This is a genomic window from Thermotoga sp. KOL6 (assembly GCF_002866025.1).
Taxonomy (GTDB): Bacteria; Thermotogota; Thermotogae; order Thermotogales; family Thermotogaceae; genus Thermotoga.
The window spans coordinates 50,742-69,992 of the sequence record NZ_LNDE01000001.1; the positions used below are offsets into that span (position 1 = coordinate 50,742).

At 40.3% G+C, this 19,251-nt stretch carries 11 protein-coding genes; 4 read left to right on the plus strand and 7 right to left on the minus strand.

Annotation, left to right across the window (positions count from 1 at the left end; translation table 11 throughout):
* Positions 1-9: 9 nt before the first annotated feature.
* Entirely contained in the window at positions 10-3,774 is a 3,765-nt protein-coding gene (locus AS005_RS00250; RefSeq protein WP_101509706.1) for a carboxypeptidase-like regulatory domain-containing protein, read from the minus strand.
* A 330-nt stretch (positions 3,775-4,104) separates the two neighbouring features.
* Here AS005_RS00250 and AS005_RS00255 point away from each other — a divergent pair, with 330 nt between their 5' ends.
* A complete protein-coding gene (locus tag AS005_RS00255) occupies positions 4,105-5,397 on the plus strand; it encodes an HD domain-containing phosphohydrolase (RefSeq protein WP_101509707.1) in 1,293 nt (430 codons plus the stop codon).
* Here the strand turns inward: AS005_RS00255 and AS005_RS00260 are convergent.
* The gene (locus tag AS005_RS00260) at positions 5,360-5,851 is read right to left on the minus strand and encodes a VanZ family protein (RefSeq protein WP_101509708.1); all 492 of its coding nucleotides are present in this window, start codon (positions 5,849-5,851) and stop codon (positions 5,360-5,362) included. The two genes, AS005_RS00255 and AS005_RS00260, sit on opposite strands and share 38 nt — an antisense overlap.
* Positions 5,852-5,972: 121 nt before the next feature.
* Here AS005_RS00260 and AS005_RS00265 point away from each other — a divergent pair, with 121 nt between their 5' ends.
* Together AS005_RS00265 and AS005_RS00270 are read left to right on the plus strand one after the other, a co-directional pair.
* A complete protein-coding gene (locus AS005_RS00265; RefSeq protein ID WP_101509709.1) occupies positions 5,973-6,734 on the plus strand; it encodes a carboxylesterase in 762 nt (253 codons plus the stop codon).
* 2 nt (positions 6,735-6,736) lie between these two features.
* Positions 6,737-8,017, plus strand: coding sequence for an MFS transporter (locus tag AS005_RS00270; RefSeq protein ID WP_101509710.1), 1,281 nt, complete (start codon positions 6,737-6,739; stop codon positions 8,015-8,017).
* Positions 8,018-8,027: 10 nt separating this feature from the next.
* Here the strand turns inward: AS005_RS00270 and AS005_RS00275 are convergent, their stop codons facing one another.
* The 3 genes from AS005_RS00275 to AS005_RS00285 are packed head-to-tail and all read right to left on the minus strand — an operon-like array spanning position 8,028 to position 13,966.
* Positions 8,028-8,984 carry a DUF1175 domain-containing protein gene (locus AS005_RS00275; protein WP_101509711.1) on the minus strand — a complete coding sequence of 319 codons (957 nt, stop codon included), beginning with the start codon at positions 8,982-8,984 and terminating at the stop codon, positions 8,028-8,030.
* Positions 8,926-9,399 (minus strand): hypothetical protein, encoded by a 474-nt coding sequence (locus AS005_RS00280; RefSeq protein ID WP_233186176.1) that lies wholly within the window; start codon positions 9,397-9,399, stop codon positions 8,926-8,928. The genes AS005_RS00275 and AS005_RS00280 overlap by 59 nt, the downstream gene beginning before the upstream one ends.
* A complete protein-coding gene (locus AS005_RS00285) occupies positions 9,356-13,966 on the minus strand; it encodes an MG2 domain-containing protein (RefSeq protein ID WP_101509712.1) in 4,611 nt (1,536 codons plus the stop codon). The genes AS005_RS00280 and AS005_RS00285 overlap by 44 nt, the downstream gene beginning before the upstream one ends.
* Positions 13,967-14,239: 273 nt before the next feature.
* On the opposite strand from AS005_RS00285, the gene AS005_RS00290 reads away from it, so the two are divergent.
* A complete protein-coding gene (locus tag AS005_RS00290) occupies positions 14,240-15,490 on the plus strand; it encodes a Glu/Leu/Phe/Val dehydrogenase (protein WP_101509713.1) in 1,251 nt (416 codons plus the stop codon).
* A 43-nt stretch (positions 15,491-15,533) separates the two neighbouring features.
* On the opposite strand, the gene AS005_RS00295 is transcribed toward AS005_RS00290, so the two are convergent.
* Both AS005_RS00295 and AS005_RS00300 read right to left on the minus strand, forming a co-directional pair.
* Positions 15,534-18,047: a hypothetical protein gene (locus AS005_RS00295; protein WP_233186177.1), complete on the minus strand. Its 2,514-nt coding sequence runs from the start codon at positions 18,045-18,047 to the stop codon at positions 15,534-15,536.
* Positions 18,048-18,138: 91 nt separating this feature from the next.
* Positions 18,139-19,224, minus strand: a complete 1,086-nt coding sequence (locus tag AS005_RS00300; RefSeq protein WP_158241057.1) for an EAL domain-containing protein — start codon at positions 19,222-19,224, stop codon at positions 18,139-18,141.
* Between the last annotated feature and the right edge of the window lie 27 nt (positions 19,225-19,251).

The window sequence follows — 19,251 nt, forward strand, 5'->3', positions numbered from 1 at the left end:
ATTTGTCCATCATTTCACTGAAGAAGCGTAGACGAAAGGTATGGAAAGCATAATCAGATTCTTGAAGATTGGCTCGTAAATCTTCATAGCTTCATGGGACGCGTTCACCTTATTTTCTACATTGTACGATATCGTTTCATCTCCAAAGTAAGGAGGGTAATCGTTCTTCTTCCACTTTTTGATGTTGTTTAACTCAGCGGCACAAAGGAAGGCCAAATTATAGCCAGGGTGCTCTCCCAAGTCATAAGCTTGATAATCTATCTTATGATCATCAGGATTCTCGCTCCCTGGATTGTTCCCAATGGCCAAGGTTCTTATATCTTCCATAACTTCTCTTACACCCTCCGGATCGTTTTCTTCCACTTTTGAGATCAAGATTGAGAGCTTTTCTTTCAAAACTTTCTCTATATTGACAACATCGTTAAAAATCTTGTGCTTTTCTGCCATATTGGAGAGTAAGGGTCCACTGTAAACCAAAGCAACACCTTCACCGACTACTTTGTAAACCCTTTGTGCCCAATCTCTTGCGTTTTTCAGCGTGTCGAAAATATCAAGATACTCGTCTACAACGTCCTCTACGAGTTCTCCTGCAAACTTCTTCAAAGCTTTGAAGAGTTTCTTCTTTACGAAATCCTTTATTTTGTTTTCTATGAAACTTTTAAACGGTGAATCTTTCCAACCTGCTCTGTCGTCGAAGATTTCAAGGGCTTCCATTCCGTACCACACTATTTTGTTGAAAGCGAGAGTGGTTAAATTATCTCCAACTTCTTTAAGATAATTTCTCGCGTATTCACCGTAATCCAGCGCGTCTATGTTACCTTTTAAAGGATAAAGGAGTACAACTTGCTTTGCCTCCTTTTCATAACCCACCCAGTTAGATGGAAAGATCCATATCGTTATCTTCTTGTTTTTCTCGCTGTCCCCAGCTTTTGCCATAGCTTCTATGATGAACTTTGTAGGTTTGGCGATTTCAGATACGTTGATCGAGTCTCCCAGTTTTTCCTCTACATTTTCGCACAGTTTGTATATGTCACTTTCTTTGAAGGTCACAATGTTTTTCCCTTGATACTTTGAAAGATGAGCAACGACTTCATTTCCTTCCTTTGAAACCTCCGTAACCGCATCGTAACTCTTTTCTGAAAATATCTGTGAAATCACTCCCTCAGGATACCCAACTTTGTAAAGCATGTTGAAATAGATCTCTTGCGCGTTCTCCGGGATTATGTATATGGAATCGCTCACTTTGATCAAATTCCTCGCGCCTTTGAATTTTACGTTCAGTCTGTCACTCCAAGCATTTGCGTAATACGATTCAATGTAGACTAAAATAGCCCTGTAAGGTTTTACATCGAAAGACACTTCTTTTGTATCACCAATTTCAAGGTGCACTTCTTTCTCTTCGGGTAAATACTTTGTTTTCGAGAAAGTGATTTTGTAGTGTCCTTTTTCCAAGTCATCAAAAACACAGGTTCCGTCGCTTCCCGTTGTGCGATACCAATCTTTCTTCTCTTCCCCAACTTTCGTGAGGTGTATGGTTATACCCTTTTTTGGTTTGCCGCCTTCTTGCACCAAAACATGTATACTGGAAGTGAAATCAACATCCATCGTGTAGGATGGATTCTGCTTGGTCAATTTCACAGTTTTTTGAGATCTCAGATATTTTAATTTGAGAACAAGCGGTAATTCTGCAAAGCCCCTCGCTATTCCTTCTATCTTTATGGCATTCCCTTCTACAATTTTTGTGATATTTTTTATCTCCACACCGTTTTTGTCGTATACGAAAAATTCATCTGGATCCGGTTTTATGTACTTTTGGGTTTTTCTGTCTCGAAACTTAACGGTTAGGCTGTACACAGGTTTCACTTCGAACGCTTTTTCCACAACTTTTTCGAGATGTCCTTTTTCGTAATTTAAAGATATCTTCAGACGAGCTTTCAAGCTGTATCCATTCCAAACTGCTTCGACGTTTGATGTATCGAATTTCATCTTCACTTCGAAATTCGCTTCGCAATTTTCACCCATTCTACTAGGGAAGGAACTTCTTAGGATCTCAGAATTTTCACTCTGAACGTTCCAATTCAAATTTTCAAAGGAAATGTTCGATTCATTTTTGATCTTTCCTTTCACGTAAAAAATCCAGGGTTCTTTCGAAGAAGAGCTCATCGTTTCTTCTATCGATTCTATAACTATGGGGTTTTCAAGCTTTTTCACATTGATGTAAAACTCTTTGGACAATGGACCGGACGATGTGGTCATTTTCACCTTCGTTTCGTCAACCGGTGTGTGCCACAGATACGTGTCTAGTCCCCAGGTCTCGCCTTTTTCCTTTAAGGAAAGATGCCCTTTGTCGACTGAAAGATCTATTCCCATTTTCTCTAGAATACTTGTGTTGAATTTCAGCGTTACCTTCACATCCATATCGTTGTAGACCTCGAAAGGATTTCCTGTAGTTGGATCCAAATCCATGGAAACATCCAGCCAGCCAGGGGAGGATATGGGAAAAGAAAGAAGATCAAGAGTATATGGATTTCTATAGGACGGTGATATTCTTAGACCATAAACTTTCCCTTTGTAAAAACCTGCAAAGCTCACTCCATGCTCTATTGGAAATATGTACAAACCCTCAATATCACCATTTTTAAGAGATAGTTTTGCAAGACTACTCATTCCATCCAAGAGAACGTGCCCATCGATTTCTTTTGAAATGGAAGGATGCTCCACGAATTGTTCCACAACTTTCTCGAACACTTTGTTACCCTCGCTGTCGTAACACACAAATTTGTCTTTTTTGCCTTCACCAATTCCTTCGATCGTCACCATGATTCCTCCATCTTTACTAAACCTTACGCTGGAAGTACTACTTGGAAGCTCCAAAATTTTGTTTCCTTTTCTATCCACTACCCAGACGTTACTTCCATTGAAATTCAAAATGAGCCTGTCTTCTCTTTCGTCTTCTACCCAAAAAAGACCTCCAGGAACCTTCAATTTTTCAAAAGAAGTCACCTGACCTTTTGAATCCATAAAACCCAGTATGTGTCCATCGTTTTTAATTTTGTACATCACAACGGGTATGGGGAACTTGCTGAGAATCCTTTCCCTTCTTGCATGAATGTTGCAATGTGGTATTATGTATTGTTGATACATATCGTAATCTATCGTGGCTGTTTCGCCTGTTTCGAAGTTAAAAATAAGGCATCGAAAATTTTTCTCGTTATACCCGTTATATAACACTTTGTCTTCAGCAACGAAAACTGCGTCACTCCATGGTTTTACTAAACCTTCTGGATACCTGAAAGAAACCAATTTATCACCGCTCACTTTGTAAACATCCAGCCCGTTATCCTTGAAAACGAGTATTTTCTTTTTGAAAGGAACCAACATCCATTTTGAAAAAAAATGAGTGTTCAACAGTATGTTCCTTTTCTTGCCTGTTTCTAGATCGACAACTTTTAAAACGGTATCTTCCACATCGTAAATGAGGAATCTGTCTTCTAATTTGGGTGAGTATATGTTTTTACCTTCATCCTCGTAAATCACCTTTTCTTCCTCAAGATCAATCACTTTTATACGATCTGTTAATAGTTTTCCTGCTTTGTAAATTGAGTAATTTACGTACATGTATTTTCCTGACTGACCAGTATGGAGAATATAGAAAGTGTATCTGTTTTCGTTCACATTCAATCTGTCGACCTGGAGAACCAACATATCATCGATGGAGAAAGACAGGAGGACAGTACCCAATAGCAAAAAGAAACTCATAATGAGCCTTATCATCTGTTTCATCCCCTCACGAAGATTTTGGGTTCGATGATACCTCTGAGAGGTGAACATCGATTACCCAAATTTTCTTGATTGTATCACAAACTTCTTTTGCTTTAATAGAATCAAACTGAAACTCTAAAATAACGCTAAGAGAGAATTTTTTGTAATAAAGGCATTAACACTGAAAATACTACTCACCAAAGATATAGATTTAAATCAAAATAACAATAGTTTATTTAAATCAACTGATTATCCTATTCTTCAGTCATTATCGATTATGATATAATAATATGTCGTTAATTTTATGATTGAAGAATCTGGTAATGGGGTTAAATTTCATGTATGAAAAAGGTAGGGGAGAAGAGCTGTATGAATCTGAATCTCACAGTTTCTTTGAACGCTTTTGTGAACATGTTTAGAGAATTCGAAATTCACGAATATTCGTTTTTTATAAAGCACGCTTTTCGGGTTGCGAAAATAGTGAGGGAGTTGTCAAAATTTTTGTCTCTTCCTGTGGATTCGGATTATGTTTATCTTATGGGATTGCTTCACCAGATAGGGTTACCTTTGATTGCAGCAACCGAGCATCCCGAATTCTTTAGACAAAAATTCGGTAAAATCTCAGATATGGAAGAACTTTCAAAAACATTCAGCGGTGGTGAGAAACATCCGATTGTTAGCAAACAGATTCTTTCTTCCGTTCGCTTCTTACCTCAAAACCTTTCAAATGCGATCTTCTATCATCGAGATCCGTCGAAATGTATGGACCTGGAAAGAACGCTTTCATACAGTCTGATGACTGCGGATATAGTTGCCAGAAAAGCTGCGATGTACGAATCATTGCATAGTAAATTTTTGGAGGAGACAGTCTACGAGATAAAGGAGCATAAGGAAATTCCAGACACCGTTAAGGATGCCATGTTAAAGATTCTAAGCAGATACTCTTTCGCTTATCTTATAGACGATCAACCAAGATTTTTTTCAGAAAAAGAACTGACTCTTGAGGAGTTCGGCTCACTCGCCAAACTTTTGGTCTTCCTTCTCGATTTCAGGAGTACCTTTACAAGGAACCATTCCATTTTGGTCGCAGAAGTGTCAAAAAAGATAGCAGAAGAGATTTTAAGTGAAGAAGATGGAAGACTCGTTTACATAGCAGGATTGTTACATGACATAGGAAAAATAAGGATTTCCCCGCAACTACTCCACAAGGCAAGCAGATTGAATGAGCAAGAAATGTTCGTTATGAAAACCCACGTCTTGGAAACTTACAAGATACTATCGGAATCTGGAATTGCTCCATGCGTAACGAACATAGCTGCCGCTCATCATGAGAGACTCGATGGAAGCGGGTATCCTCTAGGATTGACTGCCAAAAATTTGATGATTCATCAGAGAATTCTTCAAGTTGCCGATGTGTTCGTTGCTTTGATCGAGGAAAGACCCTACAGGAGAGCCCTTTCCGTTCCTGAAGCTTTTGAGATTTTGGAAAGTGAGATTGAACGTGGAAGATTAGACACAAGGATTTTCGAGGCGTTGAAACAAATAATAAATGAAGGAAATCTTAACATACCTGAATCTTTTCTTATCCCAGATTACATTAGGTTTTCCTCTTCAAAATTTTCAGAAGGAAGGTAACTAGTAAAGACAAAAACACTCCAAAAAGGGCTCCGTTCATATCTATCACCACATCGTAAAGAGACGAACCCCTTCCACGAAAACCCTGGTTGTACTCGTCCAGAACCGCTACCACAGTGGGTAAAGAAAAGCCAAGCAAAAAGGAAAAGAAAGTATTCTGCCCCCTGGAAACTGCGAACAAAAAAGCCAGGATTCCAAGAATGAAATACAAAATGAAATGAGCTGACTTTCTGACGAGATCTTTAGGTTCTTTTTCAGGAAACCACCATTTCTCCAGGATGAATCTTAGTTTGCTATACCACTCAGTTTTGGTGAAGTCTAAAATGTTGTCCACTTCTTTCAAAAATTTGTAAACTTTCCCCGACTGAACACTCGATTGGTAAGGGGGTTGGGATGAAAAATAAAACACGATAACTATCCAGATGATCAACACCACCACCAGAATTTTTTTCATACAGTATCACCAACCATTGTTTTGATCAAAAAAATCTTATCATAGCTTTTCGACTTGTGCGGAATAACTGATAAAATTTTGTTGGATCTATAAACTGTCATCGTGAAGGAGGGAGACTTGAATGCACTTTCCGAAGTGTTCCACCGTGAAGAAATCCCTTCCTATCTTTCTAGAGGGTGGCGAAGAAGGCGTTCTGTTTATTCACGGTTACACGGGCTCACCGCATGATTTCGAGTATATGGCGAAAGAGTTGAACAGGGAAGGATTCACTGTGTCTGTTCCAAGACTTCCCGGACATGGAACCTGTGGAGAGGATTTTCTCCTTTCGGGAGCGCGAGATTGGCTTAGACGAGCGTTCGATGCCTATTATGATATGAAAGCGATTTGCAAGGAAGTGCATGTGGTTGGGCTTTCAATGGGAGGAGTCATTGCGATCATACTAGCCGCTCGGATGAAACCTCGGAAATTGGTAACTCTCGCCGCTGCTACACATGTTTTCGACAGAAGAATTGCTTTAACACCTATATTAAAGCCTTTCACTAAAAAGATGCCTCGAGAAAACTTGGAAACGTATGACGATTCGGATCTCGAGTATCTCAGAAAAGAATATTGGTCTTACAACTGGCCTAAACAGGCAGCAGAGCTTTACAAGCTCATGAAACTTTCAAGGAAAGTGGTAAAGGAAGTCACATCCGAAATCCTCGTTGTGGCTGCCAAAAACGATAACGTAGTTCCAATGAGAGCGGCAGAGTTCATCTACAACAGTGTACGATCGGAAAAAAGAAAATTACTCGTCTTTGAAAAATCCGGACATGTTTTGAGTAACGACGTGGAGAAAGAGGACGTTACGAAGGCAGTGATCGATTGGTTGAAGGGGGAATGAAGATGGCAGTTCTCTTCATTCTTGTGCTTATGGTTCTTCTGAATGCAGATCAGATGGTTATGTCTCCGAATATCGGTGCGATAGAACAAGAATTTAGCATCAGCGATGCCCAGATAGGACTGGTCGCTTCTTCTTTCACCGTAATCGGGGCTTTAGTAAGTCTTGTTTGGGGTTATCTTGCCGATAAATACAATAGAAAGAACTTGCTCATCTACTCTATTCTCGTGGGAGAGATCCCGTGTCTCATGAGTGCCTTCTCTAAGTCTTACGGTGAACTCTTTTTCTGGAGGGCTCTCACCGGTATTGGTGTTGGAGCATCTTTTCCCATTGTTTATTCAATGATCGGAGATATGTTCGACGAGGTGCGAAGGGGAAGGGTTGTGGCCCTCATTTCCTCATCTATATCCATAGGGAGTGTGTTTGGGATGATCGTTGGGGGTTTTCTGGGACCGAAATACGGTTGGAGAATACCATTCATCGTAGTTTCGGTTCCTAACATAGCCCTCGCCATACTGAGCATTTTCGTTTTAAAAGAACCAAGAAGAGGGGCTTTCGAGAAAGGAATCGGCGAACTCGTCCAGTCCGGTTATGTCTATCCCAAGATACCAAAACCTTCAGATTATGTAAAGTTGATCAAGGTCAAAACAAATTTACTTCTTTTTCTTCAAGGAATTGCGGGGACGATTCCATGGGGAGCTATTCCATACTTTCTCGTGGAATTTTTTAGGAGAGAAAGAAGTCTTTCTGTCGAAACAGCAACGCTCGTGTTTCTCGTCTTCGGCCTTGGAAACATTGCGGGAATAATCTTGGGAGGAATGTGGGGAAGTAGTTTATACGCACGATCGAAATCTTTACTTCCCATTTTTTGTGGAACGACAACGGCCCTCGGTGTTCTATTCACCATCGTCACCTTAAACTACTTGGGAAGTCTAGTTACTCTGATGCTTCTTGGATTCATAGCATCTTTCACGGCGAGTCTTACGGGTCCCAACGTGAAGTTCATGCTCTTGAACGTGAACGAACCTCAAGACAGGGGGAGAATATTTTCCATATTCAACCTCACAGATTCTCTGGGAACGGGTTTTGGAAAATTCGCCGGGGGAATGATGTCTGTCGCTCTCGGTTCCCTGGGAGCTGCTTTGAAAGTATCTGCCTACTTTTGGTTGATATGCGCTGTTCTTCTGTTCGTTCTCGTTTTTTACTTTTCCAAAGATGTGGAAAAGCTTCAGAAAAGTATGATGGAACTCGCCAAGACTTCATACACTTCAAAGACTTCTGGATAACAGACAGAGATTAATTCAAAAACTTGAACCTGTAAAATCCCAGAAAGTATGGATTCATCTTTATAGGAGCCCACGAAGGATCGTAGTGTATGAGCTCTGAATATCTTACGAATCTCAGCTCCCCATCGTTTCCGTTTAAAGGACCTGTATGATAGGCGAACCATCCTTCATCGCTGGACATGTTCATGTTCCCAACGTAGATCATCAAGTGATAAGGCATCTCGATATCCTCAGGATGATAAAAGACAGCGATATCACCCGGTAACGCCTGAGATACATCCTTCGTGATGTAGTCCATTGAACATTCAACCAATATCCGAGCAACAGCAAAGTTAGAAAACTCATCAACACTCTTGTAAGGACCTTTCGTTATTCTGAAAATTTTGGTGCCAACAAGAGGGATGTTCGGATAATTGTATTTTTCCACGTCCTCCCAAACGGGGCCTTCGTACCGAGACAGAACAAACCAGTCCTCTGTGTGTTTTTTCAGAGCCTCTTTTGCACAGTATCTAATAAACCCCGAACAATCTCTTTCACTTTGTGGCCAGATGGGAGGGTCGTTCCTAAAAGCAGATATTGCGATCCAGACGAACCAGTTTCTGAACCGTTCGCTATCGGTTTTGTTCAGTTCCAGAGAATCTGGGTATCCATCCCCATCGGTATCTTCCTCGCTTGGAAGAATTTGGATTACGTAATCTTTCTTTTTCTTAAAGATTCCACCGCCTTCAAAAGAGAGTACAACAGTTTCACCAGGTTTCGCTTTCTTCAACAAAATTCCGTCAGCTTTCAAAATGAAATCCTTTGAACTTCTCAGAACGGCACCTCTTATCTTTGAAGGGATAAAGACATTCTGGACATCCTTTAGAACGAACGTGTTTTCAAATATTTGAACATCGAATCTGAATATCTCAACGATGTTCCAAATGAGAACGCCTGTAACGATCGACAAAATGAGGAATTTCTTCATACGTAACCTCCTCTGAGAATCTCAACAAACATTCTCTGTGGTAACCGAAAATTTCCTCTGGTTTCGTTCCTAAAAGAGTGAGAATGATCCCCTCTTCTGCCCAATGTGGAAGATGAAAATTGAGCTGCAAAACATGGTGCAAAAGTTCGTGGAGAATGATATCTTCAAAACACTCTTTTTTCTTCAAAATTGCGAAAGGTTGAGTGTAAACAACCCCGTTCACGTAGACAGCACCTATATGATACCCCATACCCGTCATTTGATTGAATTCTTCCAGACTAGAGCATTCAAAAACTGTCACGTTCAAATCAGGTTCAACACCGAGAAACTCGCATATTCTTTCAAAGCGATCTAAAAAATCCTGTCCCACTTCAAGGCTGATCAGATCGGTCATCGACAGAATACGAGGAGTCAATGCTGAGTACATCCGGATCTGTGTGAGCGTAAAGATCATGAGAATACATAGGATAAGCCCTCGCCGGAAGAACCTGATACTTTCCATTTGTTGTCGCCCTCCAAACGTAACTGAATTTTCCGTTAGAAGCGTGAATCGCAAAGAAAGCTATTCTGTTTCTGTGAAGTTCTCTGGCTGAATACCACTCGTTCCATCTGGTGTACCAGCCGTAGGTAAATTTTCCGTCGTTCAGGTCTTTTTCTCTGTAATTGATGATCACCTGGGCACACGAAGGGAAGAAATCTTCTACTATGAGATAGTCTCCTTCACCCTTGAGGTCAATAACGGTTTTCAATATATCACCAGCTTTGGCACCTACCTCTTCGACTTCAAAATCTATCTCGAAGATCGAGCCCGCCAATTCATAAGAGCATCCGCTGAATCTAATCCCCTTAGCTACAAGTTTCCTTCCGTTCCATAGGAAGATCTTCCTTGCAACGAAAGGAAGTTTCACGAACTTTCCGTCCTTGTACCAGTACGCCTCATTTTCCCCTTTCAACAGTATTTCATCTTTTGTACAAGTCAAAGCCGTTACATCCTCTGGGATAGAAACTTCGACACCGTTCACAACTAGACTGTGATCTTTTAGGAGTACCACTCCTTCTCGTGTGAGATCTGCGTCCTTTACATTCATATACTTGCTTACAACTTCTCTTTTTGGGTCGTACAGAAGTGCCTCTTTCTTAAGACATACGAGAATCAAACCGTTCAGGGTTTTGATTTTTGAAAATTCATAAGTCTCACCGTTCATTCTCAATTTTGATCCTGTCACTTCGAACTGAGTACCATGATACTTGAAGCTTTCCCCCCAGTACTCGAAAGGAAGTATGAAGAGCTCATCAGTTGATTTCTCTTCGATTGTGCATATCGAACGTGGAACGTAGCCTTTTCCCAGAGGAACGAAAACGTCCACCAACTTCTTTTCGTTCTCAAGGAAGAGTTCATATCTTTTATAAAATCTCCTGCTCAATTCGATACCTTTCTTTACTGCGCTTTTTGGTTTCTCGGAGTGTATCACATGTATTTCCACAAGCCCCCTACCGGATATTGTGAGTGAACCCGGTACCAGAGATGCCTCCTCACCGGGTTTCAGTTCAAAGGTATTTGAGTTGTTCTTCACCTTCAAAGAGATAGAGTCGAACCTAGGAAGGGCATCAAGAAGTGCAAGAATCGCAAAAGAAGTGTCTTTAGTGGAAGTCCAAAAGTATCCATCTTTTTTGTAAAGAAGGTAGTTTATCAACTTTTCTCTCAGTTGGGGGTAAACCTTCCACTTCACAAGAGATCTGAGCAAAACGCTGTTGAGTTGGGCCTCACTGATGAGGGGATCTTCCGATTTCAGTTCTAAATGAGCCGTTTGATCGTCTTGGACCAGAAATTTTACTACCTGTTCCAAAGCCTCTTTAGAATTCAAGCTCAAAAAAACTAAATCTATTTCACTTTTCGGCTTATACGGCTTATGCTCTACTCCGTACAGATCCAAAACGTAAGAACCATAAGCGGAAAGATGTTTTTTCAGGTAATCAATCCCTCTCTCTATAACACTCTCTGCCACATCGTATCCTGCTCTCTTTGCAAAGTACAATCCTTCCATAACATAGCATGTCATGAAATCTCTACTCTCATCGAAAAACCACCATCCCCATCCTCCATCGCTGTGTTGATAGTTATAGAGTCTGAAGAGACCCTTCTGGACCACTTCGTCTAAGTGTTCTATTTTCAAACCCAAATTCGCGGCAGCCACTGCCGGAAAGAAGCTGCTCATTGTCTGTTCCACACATCCATATGGGAATTCTATGAGTCTTTCGATACTGTCCTTGATTATTGGGATGATATCATCAGAAAATCTGATTCTTGAGAAAAGATACGATCCTTTCGGAAGATCTATCGTTTCTTTCCCGTTCAGGAATCTCAAAAGGTAAAACTCCCTTTCGAAAGAAAATTGCTCGATTGGTAAGATCATGGAAACTGCGTCATTCCATTCATCTCCTGTGGTCACAAACTTGATTTTGGCATCTTCGGAAGGAGTTATAGCTTTTACAGTCCACACTTCTATGTGCGATGAGTTCGGTTTCATGACAAAATCTTTCACCGATTTTCCTTCAACGAATTTCAAGTTTTCTGGAAGTTCTACCCACAACCTCACGTTCAATTCGCTTTCAGTCCTGTTGAAAACAGTTGCAGATAGTTGAATAACATCTCCTTCTCTCAAAAAAGAAGGTAGATGGGGTAATACGTAGAATTTTTTGGAAACCACCATTTTTCCTTCAGCTTGAGCGAATTGATCCCTCGAAAAACCATAGGCCGTGGCCTTGAATGTTGTGATACTATCAGGAACCTTAAAACTGACTTTGGCGATCCCATTTTGAAGTTCTAGAGAAGGTATCCAGAGGGCGGTATCTGGAAAGTATTCTCTAACGTTTAGTTTGGTTGGAAACGCTCTTTGTTTAAAGTCTGCAAACTTTTTTTCTTTGGGCAGCGCCGCGAGTTGTTCTCTGAAGGAATTTCTCGAAACATAGAGCCTCCAAGTGCGCACGAAATCGTAGTAAACTTGGGGATAATCCAGAGATGGATAGAGAAAGTCTTCGAGGTTGGGAGGTTCTGTTCCAACGAGAGCGTATATTGCTTCATCTACCAAGAAAAGACACACTTTATCGACATTGGATCTTATTGTAATCTGGGCCAAATCCCCTGGTTCGTATTGATCTTTGTCAAAACTCAATGTCATTTCGGTGGAATTTGTAGAAAGAATGGCATCTAACTTCTCGGTACGGAAAACTCGGAAATCATCTTCGTACCCGATGAAAACGAGGAAGAGGTTTTTTTCGATGAGTTTTTCGGGAATGTCGAGATCTAATTCGACGGAGCCATTGAAAGTGAGGGGAATCGTTTCATGTATTTTGCTCGAGATAATTCCCAAAACTCCCGTTACCCGACCCGGAGCGAGAAATCGAACATGTAACTTGTCGCCAGGTTTTACCTCTTTTTTTTCTGGAAGGATCACAAATTCCCTACTCATGTTGGCTTCATGGTATGCATATATATAGATGTAAGTTTTTGCTTTTCCGAAGGACAGTTTTACTCTGTAAGTTTTCGATTCTCTGGGAACGAAGTTGACCAACGCTTTGCCGTTCACCACGCTTACTGTACTCGTCGAATCTTCACACGTGACATTGAGATTGCCGTTCAAAGGATTTCCTTCGAGGTCTGTTACTCTCACCGTGATATTTACAGGTTTTCCCGGGACCGCGAAAAACGATTGATCGGATGGTAATATTAAGACATCATCTGCGTACACTTTTACAGTCTTTGTTTCTTCAATCTGCCGTTGGCTTTCATCCACGGCGATTACTTCTATTTTGTAGATCCCTTGAAAACCATCAAGGATTTTCACACCAACATTGAGAATCCCGTTGTTATCTGTGAAATCTACCTTTCTATAAGCTAGAAAGTTTTCTCCGGATTCGGAAAAGGCATAAACGTAAAGAGCAACCTGCGCTCGTACAACTGGCTGATCGTTGAAGTATTTCACCTTGATTCGACAGTTTATTGTTTCATTTGACAAATAAACATCCTTATCTGTTTCTATTTCTGCTTTGTATTCGGGTTTTCTATACTCCTCCACCAAAAAATATTCACTGTATTCTCTCCCGTCTCTCTCGACTTTCACTTTGTACAATCCAACGGGGGCAGTCTCCGGAAGTTTTACAGATCCGTAGAACCCTCCCAGTTCGTCTGTTTTGAATTGGGACTTATAGACTTCGTTATCTTTCGTATCAAAAATGGTAACAGTTACTTCTGTTTCTTCGATAGCTCTGTAAACATCTCCATCGTTCTTGAAAAATTGTCCTCTGAAATGAACGATGTCTGAAGGTTTGTAGATAGGTCTATCGGTGATGAAGAAGAGTTTTTCATCTCTATAGTTAACTGGAAAGACATTGACTTCTCCAAAGAACCTTTCGTTGCCGTATTTTACGTATATACTGTCGAATTCTTCGGTGAGTATGACCTTTCCGTCATTACCCGTAAAAGCTCTTCCAACAAATTCCGCGTTTTTAAACAGTATCACTTCCGCGTTTTTAACGAATCCATTGTTTACGTCAAGAACATAGAGCACTGTTTTTTGACCATCGGAAAAGTAAACTATGTCCAAAGTTGTAACGATATAAAGAGCTTTGTCCAGGAGAACCTCTTTTCTGTTCTCAAAGTGAGACAGGGTAACAAAATAAAGTCCCGGTTCTCTCAGGGTGAATGAAAATGTTTTCGTTCCCCTTCTTGAAGAATAAACCGTTCTTTGAGCAATACCATATCTTTTAAATTTTCTGAAGTCGAAATTTTCTGGATCTAGAACGGCTTTGAGAAAATCTTCTTCGTTTTCGACCCTCCAGATTGTCAAAACAACATTTTCCTGTCCGGAAATGAGGAATTGTATCCTTCCATCTCTCAAGATGGGATTTCCATAAAAGAAAGCGTATCCTGCAAAAAGATTGGCTACCGTAAAAATGAACAAAAAGAACAACCATTTTCTCATGATTTTGTCCCCCCACGGTTTCATTTCTTATATGATAACACAATGTTCAATGTTATGTTAAAGTATATTTCCAACATAGCAATTAAATTTCGTCAGTTTCTCATCGAAGTTGTCGATTTCTGCATGAGATAGATTTTTCTCCTTTATTTGTGAAATGAATATCTATATCTTTACATGAATATTTATTGTTTTAACAAATTGTGACCAAAAATGATACAATATATGACGGTATAGGAATATTCAACATACACATTGTATTAGGGAGGGATAGGAGTGCCTGAGAAAAGCCTTTACGAAATGGCAGTGGAGCAATTCAACCGCGCAGTGAAGTACACAGACGTGGAACCAGATCTTGCAGAGATTTTGAGAAGGCCAAAGCGCGTTCTTGTAGTTGAGTTCCCTGTAAAGATGGATGACGGACACATTGAAGTTTTCACAGGATATCGTGTACAACACAACATCGCCCGGGGTCCCGCAAAAGGGGGAATAAGGTACCATCCTGATACTAACCTAGACGAAGTGAAAGCTCTGGCATTCTGGATGACTTGGAAAACGGCCGTCATGAATCTTCCCTTTGGTGGCGGGAAAGGCGGTGTGAAAGTCGATCCTAAAAAACTTTCCAAATCAGAGCTTGAAAGACTCTCAAGAAGATATTTCTCGGAGATCCAAATAATGATAGGACCGCACAACGACATACCGGCTCCGGATGTTAACACCAACGCCGATGTTATGGCATGGTTCATGGATACCTACAGTATGAACGTAGGATACACCGCTTTGGGAGTTGTTACAGGAAAACCGGTGGATCTCGGTGGGTCAGAGGGGCGAGAAGAAGCAACCGGTCGTGGTGTAAAAGTATGTGCAGGTTTGGCGATGGAGACTCTGGGCATAGATCCCAAAAAAGCTACTGTTGCGGTTCAGGGTTTTGGTAATGTGGGTCAGTTCGCTGCCCTTTTGATTGCCAAAGAACTCGGATCGAAAGTAGTAGCTGTGAGTGATAGTAAAGGAGGTGTTTACAATCCCAGCGGTTTCGATGTGGAAGAACTCATCAAATACAAACACGAAGAAGGAACCGTTGCCACTTATCCGAAAGGAGAAAGGATAACGAACGAAGAACTGCTGGAACTCGATGTGGACGTTTTGGTGCCTGCCGCTCTCGAAAACGCCATTCACAAAGGTAATGCTGAGAGAATAAAGGCCAAAGCGGTTGTCGAAGGAGCCAACGGTCCTACTACAAACGAAGCAGATGAAATACTTTACAAGAGGGGTGTGTTGGTGGTACCTGATATACTTGCCAATGCTGGAGGTGTCACTGTTTCCTACTTCGAATGGGTTCAGGATCTTCAGGCTTTCTTCTGGGACATTGATCAAATAAGGAACGCGTTGGAGAAGATGATGAAGAAAGCGTTCACCGATGTCATGAAGATAAAAGAAAAGCATAACATCGATATGAGAACAGCTGCCTACATACTCGCGATAGAAAGAGTAGCCTATGCTACGAAGAAGAGAGGAATATACCCATGAAAACAAACAAGTGAGGAAGCCCCACCCTAGAGGTGGGGCTTCTTCAGCGGACGATCAAAATGGGAGAAAAGCCATGTGGACTTGTACTCACTCCAATGTAGAAACCACTGAAGAGTTTTTCCTCGCGAGGAAAGCAAACGTAAACTCCCCCCATCAGATAGAACTTGAATTTGTTCATGTATGTTTCTAAAAATCCGTGGTCGTAAAGTATAAACCCATCGTAACTGTTTGAAAACATTCCCAAAGTATTCCCTATATTTCTCACAAGTCCACTAGGAAATTCCATCTGGCATTGAAAAAGAGTAGAAGCGATGGAGAGGTCGAGATTGTAATCTCTGAGATCCAATTTGAACCGATATTTTGCTGAAAAACTGCTATCTTTTCCAAAGGAAATTCTCATTCTTCCTAATAAGTAAAAACTGTTAGGAGAGAACATTCCAAAGACATCGTCAGTGCTAGAGGATAAGAATGTTCTCAAAGAAAACGGTGAGTTGAAAATGTAACTTTCTATATCGAAACCGAACGCCAAATCGTTTAAGCCCGTTTTTAAAGAAATATCAGAAAGGATGGTATTGGTCGAGCCAATGCTCAGATCGAATATGAAATGCATTCTGGAAGAAGGAGATAAAGAAATCTCTCCCAAAACCAGCGAAAGCTCCAATCTGTAGTCCCAATTTGGACAAGAAATCCAACCAGCCGCTGTGAAGTTTTCTTTCGTGGTTATGAAACCCACGTGCTGACTAAACTTTTCCCCTTGACCTATGGAGGGCAGCAAAAACAAGTGTGTGTCGTTCTCCACATTGGAAAATCCAAGCAACATAGAAAATTTATCATCAAAAAACAGTGGGATTCGAACAGTGGGGATGAGAAACTTTTTCAATCTGAACATAATCTCGTTGGAAACCCCGTATTTTCTCTCTTTGATATCGAAAGAATGTTTTTTCGCCGAGAATATCGTCTCAGGTTGGATTTCCAAGCTTTTTCTATAGATTCCCATTCCTCCCGTTTTTCCAGAGGGAGCGTAACCAATGTAATAAAGATCATTGTTGAGTATCACAAAATCACTGAGTAGAGTTTTTTCAGCAAGTTTGTAGAGTTTTTTCGACTTCAGATCGTAATAATAGGGCAGTGTGTAGTTGTCTTCTATTTGGATGAAAGTTACTCCATTTTTCCAAAATCTTACGTAAGGCCCTTTCATTTTACCGTTGTCGATTATTAGAAGGGGATTTCCTGTTCGCATGTCGATGACGATCAGTTTGTTGTCAAGGGTTAAAAACGCAACAAAATTTTCTGTAACATCGATATATCTGATGAAACCATCGAAAGTGTATTCAAAGTTCGGTCCTGCAATTTTGCTTTTCATTGTTTTCGTGTTGTAAGTGACGGTATAAATTCTTCCGTTGTGCACACCAAAACAGCTAATATTTCCCTTCGCAACAATTTTTTTCTTTACAACGTCCCATAATACATTCTCGTATCGATCGAAAACAAGAGCTTTACAGAGAGCATAAATTTTTTCACCATCATATTTCACATCAACAACATTTCTCAATGGAATCTCGAGTGTTTTACTGCCGTTCAAATTTATGAATTTGAGAGACTCTTTGATCAATTCTGTGTACGAGGTGGACGGACCATAATCCTTGCTCAGAATAACCAGATTCTTTTTGTAAAAATCGATTTTATAAAATCTTGTGTTTTCTGCTCTGTAGAAAAGATCGTCTCGATTGTACTCGAGCTTTGTAAGAGAGGAAATCCAATCCATGTAAATCTTTTCGAGAGTTTTTCCAAAGACTTTTTCATAAAAGTCTTTGTATCCTTCAAATGTCAGTATGATTCCTCCAAATGGTTTCGATGACTCTCTGAAAAATTCCTTTACCTTTTCTAACCCATACGTTTCCACGAGATATTCATAGAATCCTGCTGTGAAGTTATAGTACAAAAGACCGTTTCTAAAATCGTCATCAGGTTCAATTTCTTTGTAATTGAACGACGGAAAATTTTGTAGAGAATAATAAAAGAGCCCTTGAGAAAAGAAGGGGTTGTTCAATCGACCGGAAGATTTTGAAAAAGCACTTTCGTTGAAAACAGACACGCCTTCTACCAGGCCACTAAAAAGCTGTGGATAAAAAGGGATTCCCATCAAGTTGGTGATGAGTTTTTCTAACTCATCTTGGTAAGTAAGATGGCACATGTGTGAAAACTCATGGATCAAAACGTATGTATACCAATCTTCCAAGGGAAGCTGAAAATGATACCATCCTTCGGGAGGCCACATGTAGATCACTATCGTTTTGTGTGGAAAGGGCATTGTATATCCATTAGAGACAGTACCTTTCTCCTTGAGGACGATCGTTATACGACCGGGATCATTTCCCACAAGTTCTATCACTTCAGGCCGAATCTTCTCGAAAATGTTTCCCACGAGGATAGCTGTATTGTAATACCCATTAGGATACAGGATATCTGCGTGTTCAAAGTGAAGAACACCACCGACCAAATTTCCGACAAAACACAGAACAAGAATAAGGAAGTAAAGAGATCTCTTCTGAAGCACAATGTACATCCTCCTAACGAAGAAAAACGCCCAGTGTTCGAAAACCGGTCGCGATTTCTTTGGGATTTGAGCTACACGTAACTATCTTACCTCAATTTAAAGACATTCGTGGATGTCTGATATCTCTAGGACATGGAGAAGGTTTTGCGAAAAGATATCCTTGCATGAATCTAACACCTAGCTCTTTCAAAGTTTTGAATTCTTCTAATGTTTCCACTCCTTCTGCAACGACCATTATACTCTCTTTATCACAGAGAGATGTCAGAGCCGCAACTACATACCTTTTTAAGCGATCTTGGTGAATATTCCTGATAAGTGTTAAATCAATTTTCACGATATCTGGTCGAATCTTCACTATACGATTCAGTGACGAATATCCTTTACCAACATCATCTATAGCAATTTTTATTCCTTTCTCTTTTAAGGGTTTGATAACAAGCTCTATTACTTCATCAAAGTCTAACTCTCCGGCTTCTGTTATTTCTAAATGAATCTTCTTCAACAAATCAGGGCTTGGTGGTTTTATAATATCTTCCACGATGTATTTCGCATCAACAAGAAGATCCGGTGGAAGATTAATACTCAATGGTTTATCAAATTTCAATGAATAATAACTTTCCACAGCCTTTTTAATAGATAATCTGTTGATGTGACAATTGACATCTAGTTTTTGAGCTAGAGAAAAAAGTTCGCTCGGCGGAATCAAATTTCCTCCCTCGTTTATACCTCTTGAGAGGCTTTCGTAAAAGACTACCTCTTTTGTTTCAGTGTCAACAATAGGTTGAAAGAACGTAACAAGAGACTCATTTTCTAAAACAAATTTTAGGGTTTTCCCTCTTCTGAGATTCAACCAGTATTCGAATGTCCTCATCTTTCCTAGAGAGTCTAGAGTGAAAGATTCGTCTCTTGAAAGAGGTAAGATCATAATCCTTCGAAGTTCTTCTGGGGTAAAATCCCTGGATACAAGAGCTACATCGAGAAATTCGAGAAAATCTGCTTCAAAGATAAGATAATTTTCTGTCACATTTACACAGATGCTATCATGAAAGATTTCTTTGAATTTTGAAAGAAGATAGTGCTTGTATTCTTTCCATTGAGTAAAAACAACCACTTTCAATTTTCCGGAAGGAATCTCTGGTATCAGACTTCCACAACATTCCGCCTTCGCATCTTTCATAAGATCATCCCTCCCCATTTCTCCCAA